The sequence below is a fragment of the Bacteroidota bacterium genome (assembly GCA_038746285.1).
Classification (GTDB): Bacteria; Bacteroidota; Rhodothermia; order Rhodothermales; family JANQRZ01; genus JANQRZ01.
In genome coordinates this window covers 22,627-34,535 of record JBCDKT010000042.1, presented here as the reverse complement: position 1 = coordinate 34,535, position 11,909 = coordinate 22,627, and the positions used below count along the sequence as shown (strand labels likewise).

The following is an 11,909-nucleotide window of genomic DNA, read 5'->3' as shown; positions in this document are numbered from 1 at the left end:
TGTTGCCTCACTCTCATGTCATGCCCGCGCAGGCGGGCATCCATCAGGCGGCGGCGCTTCACACAGGGGGGTGCATGGGTCCCCGCCTGCGCGGGGACGACCTCGTATAGGTGAGACACTATCCTGAAGAACTGGTATTAGATATACTTGTCGCCCCGCACGACCTCGGCGTCCTGGACGTAGACGATCACGGCGTAGTGCTCGAAGTACTTCTCGGCGACGTGCGCCACGAGGGCCTTCGCCACGTCCTCGCTCACGAGCGTCTCGATCTTCGTGTCCGAGCCCTCCCACTCGCTGACGCGGACGCCCCGCGAGCCCTCGCCCTGCGCCTTCGTCAGCGTGTAGCCCTTCGCGCCCAGCTCCTCCAGCGCGCGCAGCAGGTGGTCCTTCAAGATGCGCTCGGTGACGATCGTGACGAGCTTCAGCGTGACGGTGTGCATGGCGGGAAACCGTTGAGGGTCAGCAGCAGAACCACTGGGCAAACGTAAAATAGAGCGGGATGCCGAGCGTGACGTTGAACGGGAACGTGATGCCCAGCGAGGCGGTGAGGTAGAACGTCGGGTTGGCCTCCGGCAGGGCGATGCGGACGGCGGCGGGGGCCGCGATGTAGGACGCGCTCGAGACCATCGCGCCGAGCACCGCGCTGCCGCCCACCGAGAGCCCGACGAGGCTGCCGAGCCACACCGCGAGCAGCCCGTGGAGGATCGGGACGAGGATGCCGAAGCCGACCAGGAAGACGCCGACCTCGCGGAGGTCTTTCAGCCGCCGCGCCGCGACGATCCCCATCTCCAGCAGGAAGAGCGTGAGCGCCCCCTGGAAGCCCGCCGCGAAGAACGGCGCCACCGGCTCGAACCCAGCCGGCCCGACGGCCCACCCGATCAGCACGCCCCCGACGAGCAGGACCACGCTGCGCCCGGCGAGCACCTCGTGCAGCGCCTCCTTCCACGACCCCGCGCGCTTGGCCCGCGTGAAGGCGATCATCAGCGCCACGACGATCGCCGGCACTTCGAGGATCGCCACGAGCGTCGGCATGAACCCCTCGGGCACCTGCCCCGTCATCGAGCCGAAGGTGATCGCGACGATGAAGGTCACCGCTGAGACCGAGCCGTAGTGGGCGGCGATCGCCGCGGCGTTCTCGCGGTCGAACCGGCCGAGCTTGCGGAGGACGTTGTAGGCGGTGATCGGCGTGAGGATGCCGAGGCCGAGCGTGAGCAGAGCCGGGCCGACGAACTCGCTGAGTGGGGTCTTGCTCAGCTCGACGCCGCCCTTGAGTCCAATCGCGAGCAGGAGGTAGATCGAGAGCGAGCTGTAGAGCCCCTCCGGCAGCCGGAGGTCGCTCCGCACCAGCGAGGCGAAGACGCCCAGGACGAAGGCCAGGATGATCGGCGAGAGGAGGTTGGCGGCGAGCGCGCCGATACTTTCCATGGCCTTGCGGGGCGGCGAGATGGGCGGACCGGCGAAGATACAGCGGGTGCCGCAATGCCCCGCGCTCCCGAGACGCCTCAGCCGGCGAGCAGCTTGAAGGCGTGGTCCCGAGACTGCGTCCGCATCGCGTGCGTGATCCAGATGATGGCGAGGGCGTCGAGGTGGCGCGACATCTCGATCCCGCCGAGGTCGACGCCCTCCCAGCCGAAGGCACTGAGCACCTCAGCGGCCGTCTTCTTCGCGTGCTCGTCGTTGCCGGCGATGAACATCGTCGGCGGGCCGCCGGGGAGGTCGGGGTCCACCATCAGGCCGGCCCCGACCGTGTTGAAGCACTTGACGACGTGCGCCTCGGGAAGCCACGCCTGCACGCGCTCGCCGGAGGAGTCTTCGCCCGAGACCGCGAGGCGGAGCGAGCCCTCGGAGAAATCGAGCGGGTTGGTGGCGTCGAGGACCGTCTTGCCGGCGAAGTGGTCGGGGCCGGCGAGGCGGACCGCGTTCTCCGTCCCGTCCCACGCGGTAGCCAGCACGAGGACGTGCCCGAAGGCCGCCGCGCCGTCGAACGCCGCGACGCTCGCGCCGGTGTCCGACGCCCACTGCCGAAGCTCGTTGCGGTCGGGAGAGCGGGTGCCCAGGTGGACGTCGTGGCCGCGTGCGGCGAAGCCCGCGCCGAGGGTGCGGCCCACCTCGCCGGAGCCGAGAATGCCGATGTTCATAGCGGTAGGGGTTGGGTGAGAAAAGCGGTGAGGTTGGGAGAGCGTACCACGCCAGGCCGTAGCTTCGGGTCGTCGCTCCGGGCTGCGAAGACGGCGGACACGCCGGAGGGACGGCTCTATATTGCCCGCCTGAACCTAAGCTACCCCCGGCATATGCGACGTTCCGCTGCGCACCTACTCATCCTGCTGGCACTCGCAGGAACGGCGGCGGCTGCCCAGCCCGACCTCTACGCTTCGGCCGAGGAAGAGCACATGCTGGAGCAGTGGCAGGAGCAGCGCACCCTGCCCGTCTCGCTCGTGCGCGCGATGCTCCTGGCCGAAGGCGTCTCCAGCCCCGAGGTCCTCGCCGCTCACGAAGCCGTAGTGGAGGACGTGCTCGCCGGCATCGACCAGCACGTCCGGGACCGGCACGCCGCCGGGAAGAAAGCCAAGACCATCTTCAAGCGCCTGCACCGGGACGTGCTGAAGCGGTACGACGAGGACGCTCAACTCGCCGACCTCGCCGACGGAGGGCGCTTCAACTGCGTCACCGGGACCGCGCTGTTCTACCTCGCCGCGCAGCGCCACGGGGTGCCGGTCGCGCTCCACGCCACCCCGGTCCACGTCTACGCCGTCGCCGACCCGGCAGGCGAGGCGCTCCGCATCGAAATCACCGACCCCAAGAAGGGCTTCGATTTCGACGACGAACGGGAGGACGTGATCGACCACCTGCTCGCCTACAAGATGATCACCCCGGAGGAGCTGGCGCTCGAAGGCGAAGACGCGGTCTACCGGACCTTCATGGGGGACGAGTGGACGATTCAGCCGGAGGACCTCGTCGGCATCGTCTACAACAACGAGGCCGCACTCAGCATAGCAGCGGAGCAGTACGAGGCGGCGGTCGGGGCCTACGAGAAGGCGCTGCGCATCGAGCCCGACCGGGAGGAGTACCGCCGGGCGTACGCAGGAGCGCTCGCGATACTGGCGTACGATCGCAGCGAGGACCCCGAAGAGGTCATTCCCACCCTGCACCGGGCGCTGGCGGCGCGTGGCGGGGACACGCTGTTCGCCGAAGCCGCACTGCCCGTCGTGCGAGGCATGGCGATCCAACTCGTGGTGAAGCAGCGGTTCGAGGCGGCCGTCGAGACCGTGCGCCTCGCCCGGACGCACATGCCGCAGGAGCTGGAGGACGTAGACGGACTGGCGCGTCTCGAAGCGGGCGTGCACCACGACTGGTCCACGTCGATGATGCGGCGCGGGGACTACGAAGCGGTATGGGAGAAGGGCGGCAGGGCATACGCCCTGGTGCCGGACGAGCCCCTGTTCCACGAGAACTACGTGTTCGCCTCCTGCCGCTACGCGGCGCACCTCGGCGACCAGGGAGACGCGGAGGCAGGCATCGAAATCGTCGAGGCGCTGACGGAGCACGTCGAGGCCTACCCGATCATCGGGGAAGCCTACGCGAGGCTCGTCTTGCACCGCGTCGCCTCGGGCCCGGACGCGCTGAACAAGTCCGATCCCGAAGCGGCGAAAGCGCTCGTCCGGCACGCGCTGGAGGTCGTCCCGGACCGGTCCGAGCTGCGGTCGGCGATGGCCTGGATATACCATGAAGAGGCGATGGCTGAAATCCGCGCCGACGATTACGAGGCCGCCGCAGCCCTAGTCGAAGAAGGGCTGCGCTACGCCCCCGACGACCAGATGCTGCGCGAAGACCTCGACCTCATCCGGGAGACATACTGACGGTAGCGCGTGCCGGCTGTGCCGCCTCGCGCCTACCTGAGCGCAGCCGCTGGATCACCCTCACCCTGTCGGGGCCAGAGTGGGCTGCGCCCAGGCAGGACGGGAGGGAGCAGCGTCCTTAAGGGAGGGCGATTGGAAACGATAACCGGGGGGTCATGTCCCTGGTCGATTACTCCCGCTTCCACATCGCCTTCATCGTCGCCGCAGGCGTTGCGGGGATAGGCGTGAACCTGGCGCTCGGCAGCCAGATGGCCTACGTCGACCTCGCGGTCTTCTTCGCCCTCTACGCCTTCATCGTGCTGGTGGGCATCGCCGTGGCCTTCATCCCCGCGCTCCGGAGGCGGTCTGGGCAGGCAATCATTGCGCTGACCTACGTCACCACGAACCTCGACCTCACCTTCTCGCTCGGCGTAGGGATTCCTGGCGAACTGCTCTGGGCGATGCTCGTGCCAACCGTCGGGGCCATCATCGTAGGGATGCTTTCACAAAGCTGGTGGGGTGTGGTCCCGTACGCTGCGCTTGTGTGCGCCGTGATCGGCTGGGCATCGCTCTCCGGGTCGCTTGCTGCGGAAGACGGCGTCATCGTCGTAACCGTGATGGCGGTCGTCGCGCTCGCCGTCACCGCCACGACAGCAATCCGCCTGCATACCGAGCGCGTCCTGAAGCGACTCAACCGCGACTACGCCGCTGCCCGAGAGCAGGCCGAGGCCGCCGCCCGCCTCAAGTCGGAGTTCCTGGCAACGATGAGTCACGAGATCCGAACGCCGATGAACGGCATTATCGGCATGGCCGACCTCCTCGCCGACACGTCCCTCACGGACGAGCAGCAGGAGTCGGTGGACATCATTCAGACGAGCGGCGGGGCCCTACTCAGCATCATTAACGATGTGCTCGACCTGTCGAAGATCGAGGCCGGCGGAATCACGGTCGAGTCGGTCCCGTTCCAGCCGGCGAACCTGGCCCGGCAGGCGCTCGGCGTGGTGCGTGTCCAGGCGAAAGAGCGCGGTCTGGAGCTTCGCCTCGACGTGGCACCCGGCCTGCCGCCGGCGGCGCTGGGCGATCCGGCAAAGGTGCGCCAGGTGCTCCTCAACCTGCTCTCGAACGCCGTCAAGTTCACCCACGAGGGGAGCGTCACGCTGCGCGTCGGGCGCGACGGCGACCATGTGCAGTTCCAGGTCGCCGACACCGGAATCGGGATGACCGAGGAAGAGCTCGGCGTCGTCTTCGAGAGCTTTACCCAGGCCGATGCCTCGACAACGCGGGAGTACGGCGGCACCGGGCTCGGCCTGACGATCTCGCAGCGCTTGGCCGTTCTGATGGGGGGTACGCTGACGGCGGCGAGCGAGCCGGGCCGTGGCTCGACGTTCACGTTCCGCGTCGACGCCCCTGCCGCCGACACGCCGCAGGACGCGCCGGCCGCCGCACTGGGTGATGCACAGCCGCAGGACCGTCCGGGCGACGCCCTCCGCGTGCTCGTGGCCGAGGACAACGCCGTCAACCAGACCGTCATCCGGCGCCTGCTGGACCGCCTCGGCATCCAGCCCGACGTGGTCGGCGACGGCGCGCAGGCGCTCAGCGCGCTCCTCGATGCTGCTGAGTCGCAGGCTCCGTACGACCTCGTGCTGATGGACATCCAGATGCCGGTCCTCGACGGGCTGGCCGCCACGCGCCGCATCCGCACGGACCTGGCCCCCGACGTGCAGCCGACGATCCTTGCGCTGACGGCGAACGCCATGGAGGGCGACCGCGAAGACTGCCTGGAGGCCGGGGCCGACGGCTACCTCACCAAGCCGGTCCGCCGCGAAGAGCTGGCCGAGCAGATCGCCCAGGTCCGCCCGCTCGGCGCGTCCGCGCAGGCCCTGGCCGGATAGGACGGGACGGCGCTGAGGCGTAGCTTCCCGCCTCGCCTTGCCCCGCGCCGCATGATCCTCGCCGACCTCGACACGCCGTGCCTGCTCGTGGAGCAGCGCCGCCTCAGCGCCAACCTCCGCCGGATGCAGGCGCGGGCCGAGGCGCAGGGCGTCGCGCTCCGGCCCCACCTCAAGACCCACAAGTCGGTCGCCCTTGCGCGGCGGCAGGTCGAGGGCGGGGCGCGCGGCGTGACCGTCGCGAAGCCCGGCGAGGCCGAGGTCTTCGCCGAAGCCGGGTTCGACGACATCCGGCTCGCGTACTGCGTCTTCGGCACCGCCAAGTGGGCGCGGCTGCACCGGCTGATGGCGCGCGGCGTCCGGGTCTCGTTCTGCCTCGACACGGTCGAGGGCTCGCGGGCGGCGTCCGCGTTTTTCGCCGAGCGCGGGGCCGAGGCCGAGGTGCTGACCGAGGTCGACACGGGGCACGGGCGCTGCGGCGTTGCGTGGGACAACCCCGACGCGCCGGACCTCGCCCGCGCCGTCCGCGACCTGCCCGGACTGAGGCTCGCCGGCCTCCTCACGCACGGCGGGCAGGGGTATGTCGGCCCGGCCGAGGGCGAGACCAAGCACGCCGCGCTCGTCCGCACGATGACCGAGGAGCGCGACCGCCTCCTCGCCCTCGCCGTGCGCCTCCACGAGGCCGGCCTCCTCGACCCCGATGCCGAGCTGTCCGTCGGCTCGACCCCGACGATGAGCGTCTTCGAGAACGCCGAGGCCACATCGGCTGGCGGGGTCCCGTTTCGGATCACCGAGATCCGCCCCGGCAACTACGCCTTCCACGACCAAGAGCAGGTCGCCCTCGGCGCGGCCAAGCTCGGCGACTGCGCGCTCACGGTCTACGCCACGGTTGTCTCGAAGCAGCCCGACGAGCGCGGCGGCTCGCACCTCTTCCTCGACGCGGGCAAGAAGGTCCTCACGAGCGACACCGGCTACGGCACCGAGGGCTACGGCGTCCTCCTCTACGACCCCGACCGCATGCGCCCGCTCCCCCACGCCGACCTCTTCGCGCTCTCCGAGGAGCACGGCTGGGTCCGCGTCCCCGGTGCCGCCACGCTCGACGTCGGCGACCGCGTCCGCGTTGTCCCGAACCACGCCTGCGTCGTCGTCAACACCCAAGACGAACTCGTCGTGGTCGACGGCGAGCAGGTCGTCGCGCGGTGGGCGGTGGACGCGCGGGGGGCGGTGACGTGAAGCAGTGGGGTGTGCGAATCGGCGTGGCGCTGCTCGGTCTGTGGAGTATTGTTTGGCTTGGCAACGATCTCGCCCGAGTGTTCGAGTCGGACGCTCCGAGTGTGAGTCACGGCACGACAGCGGACGGTTGGCTGGAGCACGGCAAGCGACTCCCCTCGGCGGGCGATAACTTCCGCACGTACTCGCGCCTCGGCGCGCTGATCGGCCGGAACGCTGTGCACGGGCGCGTTCGGGATGCCATGCTCGAGGCCTACAGTGACCTCAGTGCTGACTCGGAGACGGCACCGCTCCAGTTCGTGTACGGCGAAACCGGCTGGCCAGCGGGCGGTCCCTTTCGCCCGCACAAGACCCACCGCAACGGGCTATCGGTGGATTTCATGACGCCCGCCGTGAACGAAGCCGGGCGCAGCGTGCCGCTGCCGACTTCTGTCTTCAACCTCTGGGGCTACCGCCACGAGTTCGACGCCGAGGGCCAGCTCGGCGATCTGCGCATCGACTACGAAGCGCTCGGGCTGCACCTGCTCGCGCTCGAACAATCCGCGCAGGCGAATGGGCTGCGCATCCGCCGCGTCATTTTCGACCCGCAGCTTCAGCCAGACCTCGTTGCAGCGGTGCCGGAGGTGAGACGGTTGCAAGTCTCCGAGCGCCGCTCCTGGGTCCGCCACGACGAGCACTACCACGTCGATTTTGAATTGGACGACTGACGGGGGTTGCATGCCGAGAGCTGCAACGGGTACCCTTCGCGCGAACCTGGAGCAACAAGGACGGCTATGAAACTGCTCGATGCGCTGAGTTGGCGGGGGACGGTCGGACGGCGGGACTACGCCGTCGCCGGCACGGTCCTGCTCCTGGTCAAGTACAACCTCGACCGCCTCGTCAGCGAAGGCATCTTCAGACGGTCCTTCTCGCCGCTGTCGTACCTCGACGTGACGGGCGTGGGCCGGATCACGACGCTCTCGGTCTCGGACGTGGCCTACTGCGCGGCGCTCGTCGCGCTCGCGGTGCCGTTCATCTGGATCGGGACGGCGCTGACGCTCAGGCGGCTGCGTGCCATCGGGGTGCCGGGGACGCTCGTGGTGCTGTTCTTCGTGCCACTGTTGAACCTCATCTTCTTCGCCGTGCTCTCGGCGGTGCCCTCCGGCGAGGTCGGCCGGGCGCGCGAGACCGGCGGCCGGGCGCTGCTGGAGCGGCTCGTCCCGGAGAGCAAGCTCGGCAGCGCGGCGATGAGTCTGGGGCTCACGCTTCCGGCCGGGCTGCTCGGGGCCTACGTCACCGCGCACGTCTTCGCCTCCTACGGGTGGAGCCTGTTCGTGGGGATCCCGTTCGCGCTCGGGCTAGTCGCGGCGCTGCTCTACAGCGTGCACAGCCCGCGGACCATCGGGGAATGCGTCGGCGTAGCCACGCTCTCGGCGGTGCTGCTGGCCCTCGGGCTGGCCGCCCTCGGCGCCGAGGGGGCGATCTGCCTCCTCATGGCGGCCCCGCTCGGCATCACGATCGCAGCCATCGGCGGGGCGTTTGGGTACGCGCTCCAGCAGCGGCACGGCACGCGCGCCGCGCCGCCGACGGTCCTGGCCGTGAGCGTGGTGGTGCCGCTGCTGATCGGGGTCGAGGTCGCGGGGCCCGAGACGCCGCCGCTCATCCCGGTGCGGACGAGCGTCGAGATCGCGGCCTCGCCGGAGACGGTGTGGGAGCACGTCGTCGCCTTCGCCGAGCTGCCGCCGCCGGAGGATTGGCTCTTCAAGACCGGCATCGCCTACCCTATCCGAGCGACGATCGAGGGGACCGGCGTCGGGGCCGTGCGCCGGTGTGAGTTCACGACGGGCGCGTTCGTCGAGCCGGTGACGGTCTGGGAGCCTGGCCGCCGGCTCGCGTTCACCGTCGAGGCGCAGCCGCAGCCGATGCGGGAGTGGGGCTTCTACGAGCACGTCGAGCCGCACCACCTGAACGGCTACTTCGTCTCCGAGCGCGGGCAGTTCCTGCTGATCCCGCTGCCGGGCGGCGGCACCCGGCTCGAAGGCACGACGTGGTACCGCCACCACGTCTGGCCCAACGCCTACTGGCAGCTCTGGTCCGACGCCATCCTGCACCGCATCCACCTCCGCGTGCTCCGCCACGTCCGCACGCTCAGCGAGGCGGATCAGTAGTCCGAACCGGACGCAGCGGGCGAGCCCAGTGCAGGCGCTGCGCTGCCCGGTGCCGTCCCCGCGGCAGGTTCGGGGACGGGCCGCACCCGCAGCTTGCGCTCGGTGTTGATTGTCGAGCCGGGGACGGGCGGCAGGCCGAGGAGGCCCAGGGCGAGGTTGGCGACGGCCCCGTTGCGGATGGGCTGGACCTCGGCTCCGAAGCCGGGGCGGTCTTCGCCGGGGTCTTCGCGCGTCTCGGGGTTGAGGTCGTAGAGGTCGCCGGCCGGGACGCCAGGGCCCCAGACGTAGAAGGGCACCGTGTAGTGCTCGGGATTGTCTTTGAGGTGGGAGTGCCCGCTCCCACCGTGGTCCGAGGTGACGATGACCGCGGTGCGGCCGGCGAGGCGCGGGTCAGCCAAGACCGCATCGAGGATGGTGCCGATGTGGCCGTCGGCGTAGCGGACGGCCTTCATGTACGGGTGCCAGCCCCACAGCCGCCAGCCCCAGAGGTGGCCGGCCGCGTCGGGGTCGCGGAGGTGGACGAACGCGTAGTGGAGCGGCTCGGCCTGCATGCCGGCCACGAACCGCGCCACGAGGTCCTTCGTGTCCGGGTCGACGACGAAGGTGTCGATCTTGGCGCGGCCGTCGTCGGGCCCGGTCGTGTCGGGGGCACCGTGCTCGGCTCCGTAGCTCCGCTCGTAGAGCACGAATTTCGGCTTGCTCGCGTAGAGGCCGGTCCGCAGCCCGTGGTCGTGCGCCACGTCGAAGGCGCTGGCGACGTAGGCGCCGCGGTTGGAGTGGAGCGTGGCGGTCGGTGCGGGGAGTGTGTTGGTCGTCCACCCGTGCCCGTCCGGGCCGCTGACCCCGCGCCCTGTGAGTTGGGCGGTGTGGTTGGGGAGCGTGTTGCTGAAGGTGGCGTCGGTGCGGGCGTTGTCGGTGAACGCCCCCTGCGCTCGGAGCCGGCTGAACGCTGGGAGCGAGCCGAGCTGGCGCGTGACCGCGTCCGGACGGAGGCCGTCCACGCTGACGTGGATCACGTACTGGACCGGTCCGTCCCCCGGGCCCTGGTCGTAGGCGAGGTCGGTCACCACGGAGTCGAGCCCGCTGCACGCGGTCACGGCGAGGGTCAGCGCGAGGACGAGCACGGAGCGGGAGAGCATGGACAGGGGGAAAAGAGAGACGGCCGGCACGCGCATCACAGTATCATGCAACAAACGGCGGGCGGCCAAGAGGTGGTACTTGCGCTTTTCAACGTTCGTTCTGGGGCCAAGTTCGGAAAGGGCCGGTACGCCGGGCCCGAGGGTATATTCCGGCACGTACTTCACACCGTGCCGAACAGACACCGAACCGGAACGATGGCAGGACACAACAAGTGGTCGAAGGTCAAGCGCAAGAAAGGCGTCGCCGACGCGCGGCGCTCCAAAATCTGGGCGCGTATCACGCGCGACATGATGATCGCCGCCCGCGAGGGCGGCGGCGACCCGAACATGAACCCCCGGCTCGCACTCTCGATCGAGAAGGCGAAGGCCGAGAACATGCCCAAGGACAACATCGAGCGCGCCATCAAGCGCGGCACGGGCGAGATCGAGGGCGCGGACTACGAAGAGATGAGCTACGAGGGCTACGGCCCCGGCGGCGTCGCCCTCTTCGTCGAGTGCCTGACCGACAACACCAACCGTACCGTCGCCGACGTGCGCCACGCCTTCACCAAGCACGGCGGTAACCTCGGCACCTCCGGCTCAGTCGCCTACCTCTTCGAGCGCAAGGGGCAGATCGAGATCGACGCCGAGGGGCAGGACGAGGACGACCTCTTCCTCCTCGTCGCCGAAGCCGGAGCCGAAGATCTAGGGCAGGAGGACGGCCGCTTCGTCGTCACGACCCCGATGGAGGCCTTCGCCGCCGTCCAGAGCGCGGTCGAAGCCGCCGGCATCGAACCCGCCGAGGCTGGCCTCGTCCGCCTCCCGACGACCACCACGAGCCTCCCGCCGGACGACACCGCCAAAGTCCTCCGCCTCGTCGACGCCCTCGAAGAACTCCAGGACGTGCAGGACGTGTTCACGACGCTGGAGATAGACGACGCCGTAGAGGAACTACGAATGACGAACTACGAGTGACGAACAGCTAGTTCCTCCTGCCAAGCAAACCCTCGTCGCTCGTCGTTCAACGCGCGTCGCTCCCATGATCATCCTCGGCATCGACCCCGGCACGCGGCACACGGGCTTCGGCGTGCTCGCTGCCGAGGGTACGCGCGAGACGGTCGTCGACTACGGGACGGTCGACCCGCCGGCCAAGCTGGACCTGATGGTGCGGCTCCAGCGGATCGGCGAGGCCGTCGACGCGCTCATCGAGCGGCACACGCCGGACGAACTCGCGATTGAGATGCCGTTCATGGGGAAAAACGCGCAGGCGATGCTCAAGCTCGGGCAGGTGCAGGGGTTCGTGATGAAGGCCGCGCTCGACCGCGAGGTGCAGGTCACGCAGTACGCCCCGCGCGAGATCAAGAAGGCCGTCGTCGGCAACGGCAACGCGGCGAAGGAGCAGGTCTGGTTCATGCTCCGCGCCCAGCTCGACCTGACCGAAGACCGCGGCCTCGACGCCTCCGACGCCCTCGCCGTCGCCCTCTGCCACGCCCGCCGCGTCGAGGCCGGGCCGACGGGCCAGTTCAAGTCCTGGGCCAACTTCGTCGCCGCAAATCCCGAGCGGGTGAAGTAGGATCTGGTGAGTACTCGCTGTTAGCCGTACGTATCAATAACAGCGAAGCAAGCGGACATCACGGCGGGCCTCAGTTCTGTCTCTATCTCTGCTAATTCTGCATCGAGCTGGAGGAG

Annotated in this window: 11 protein-coding genes; 7 read left to right on the top strand and 4 right to left on the bottom strand. The window is 69.3% G+C overall.

Features of this window, described 5'->3' with window-relative positions; all coding sequences use genetic code 11:
- Nucleotides 1-137: 137 nt before the first annotated feature.
- The 3 genes from AAGI91_13100 to AAGI91_13090 form a co-directional block, all read right to left on the bottom strand.
- The gene (locus tag AAGI91_13100) at nt 138-440 is read right to left on the bottom strand and encodes a transcriptional regulator (GenBank protein MEM1043553.1); all 303 of its coding nucleotides are present in this window, start codon (nt 438-440) and stop codon (nt 138-140) included.
- Nucleotides 441-459: 19 nt separating this feature from the next.
- Complete coding sequence (locus AAGI91_13095) at nt 460-1,425, bottom strand: sodium-dependent bicarbonate transport family permease (protein MEM1043552.1); 966 nt, start codon at nt 1,423-1,425, stop codon at nt 460-462.
- 77 nt (nt 1,426-1,502) lie between these two features.
- Nucleotides 1,503-2,138 carry an NAD(P)-binding domain-containing protein gene (locus AAGI91_13090; GenBank protein MEM1043551.1) on the bottom strand — a complete coding sequence of 212 codons (636 nt, stop codon included), beginning with the start codon at nt 2,136-2,138 and terminating at the stop codon, nt 1,503-1,505.
- A 153-nt stretch (nt 2,139-2,291) separates the two neighbouring features.
- Here AAGI91_13090 and AAGI91_13085 point away from each other — a divergent pair, with 153 nt between their 5' ends.
- The 5 genes from AAGI91_13085 to AAGI91_13065 all read left to right on the top strand — a co-directional run bounded on the left by AAGI91_13085 (nt 2,292) and on the right by AAGI91_13065 (nt 9,102).
- Nucleotides 2,292-3,857: a hypothetical protein gene (locus AAGI91_13085; protein MEM1043550.1), complete on the top strand. Its 1,566-nt coding sequence runs from the start codon at nt 2,292-2,294 to the stop codon at nt 3,855-3,857.
- A gap of 155 nt (nt 3,858-4,012) precedes the next feature.
- Entirely contained in the window at nt 4,013-5,728 is a 1,716-nt protein-coding gene (locus tag AAGI91_13080) for an ATP-binding protein (GenBank protein ID MEM1043549.1), read from the top strand.
- Nucleotides 5,729-5,779: 51 nt separating this feature from the next.
- Entirely contained in the window at nt 5,780-6,958 is a 1,179-nt protein-coding gene (locus AAGI91_13075; GenBank protein MEM1043548.1) for an alanine racemase, read from the top strand.
- 23 nt (nt 6,959-6,981) lie between these two features.
- On the top strand, nt 6,982-7,662 hold the full coding sequence (locus tag AAGI91_13070; GenBank protein ID MEM1043547.1) for a penicillin-insensitive murein endopeptidase: 681 nt from the start codon (nt 6,982-6,984) through the stop codon (nt 7,660-7,662).
- 66 nt (nt 7,663-7,728) lie between these two features.
- On the top strand, nt 7,729-9,102 hold the full coding sequence (locus AAGI91_13065; GenBank protein ID MEM1043546.1) for an SRPBCC family protein: 1,374 nt from the start codon (nt 7,729-7,731) through the stop codon (nt 9,100-9,102).
- On the opposite strand, the gene AAGI91_13060 is transcribed toward AAGI91_13065, so the two are convergent.
- Nucleotides 9,096-10,241, bottom strand: coding sequence for an alkaline phosphatase family protein (locus AAGI91_13060; GenBank protein ID MEM1043545.1), 1,146 nt, complete (start codon nt 10,239-10,241; stop codon nt 9,096-9,098). The two genes, AAGI91_13065 and AAGI91_13060, sit on opposite strands and share 7 nt — an antisense overlap.
- Nucleotides 10,242-10,436: 195 nt before the next feature.
- Here AAGI91_13060 and AAGI91_13055 point away from each other — a divergent pair, with 195 nt between their 5' ends.
- Together AAGI91_13055 and ruvC are read left to right on the top strand one after the other, a co-directional pair.
- The gene (locus AAGI91_13055; protein ID MEM1043544.1) at nt 10,437-11,195 is read left to right on the top strand and encodes a YebC/PmpR family DNA-binding transcriptional regulator; all 759 of its coding nucleotides are present in this window, start codon (nt 10,437-10,439) and stop codon (nt 11,193-11,195) included.
- A 64-nt stretch (nt 11,196-11,259) separates the two neighbouring features.
- On the top strand, nt 11,260-11,793 hold the full coding sequence (gene ruvC / locus AAGI91_13050; protein MEM1043543.1) for a crossover junction endodeoxyribonuclease RuvC: 534 nt from the start codon (nt 11,260-11,262) through the stop codon (nt 11,791-11,793).
- Nucleotides 11,794-11,909 lie beyond the last annotated feature (116 nt).

What these genes read in the sequence shown, in the direction of transcription:
- AAGI91_13100 (MEM1043553.1), bottom strand. Translation starts at nt 440, where the DNA reads ATGCACACCGTCACGCTGAAGCTCGTCACGATCGTCACCGAGCGCATC.
- AAGI91_13055 (MEM1043544.1), top strand. Translation starts at nt 10,437, where the DNA reads ATGGCAGGACACAACAAGTGGTCGAAGGTCAAGCGCAAGAAAGGCGTC.
- AAGI91_13075 (MEM1043548.1), top strand. Translation starts at nt 5,780, where the DNA reads ATGATCCTCGCCGACCTCGACACGCCGTGCCTGCTCGTGGAGCAGCGC.
- AAGI91_13085 (MEM1043550.1), top strand. Translation starts at nt 2,292, where the DNA reads ATGCGACGTTCCGCTGCGCACCTACTCATCCTGCTGGCACTCGCAGGA.
- AAGI91_13095 (MEM1043552.1), bottom strand. Translation starts at nt 1,425, where the DNA reads ATGGAAAGTATCGGCGCGCTCGCCGCCAACCTCCTCTCGCCGATCATC.
- AAGI91_13060 (MEM1043545.1), bottom strand. Translation starts at nt 10,241, where the DNA reads ATGCTCTCCCGCTCCGTGCTCGTCCTCGCGCTGACCCTCGCCGTGACC.
- AAGI91_13080 (MEM1043549.1), top strand. Translation starts at nt 4,013, where the DNA reads ATGTCCCTGGTCGATTACTCCCGCTTCCACATCGCCTTCATCGTCGCC.
- AAGI91_13090 (MEM1043551.1), bottom strand. Translation starts at nt 2,138, where the DNA reads ATGAACATCGGCATTCTCGGCTCCGGCGAGGTGGGCCGCACCCTCGGC.
- AAGI91_13065 (MEM1043546.1), top strand. Translation starts at nt 7,729, where the DNA reads ATGAAACTGCTCGATGCGCTGAGTTGGCGGGGGACGGTCGGACGGCGG.
- ruvC (MEM1043543.1), top strand. Translation starts at nt 11,260, where the DNA reads ATGATCATCCTCGGCATCGACCCCGGCACGCGGCACACGGGCTTCGGC.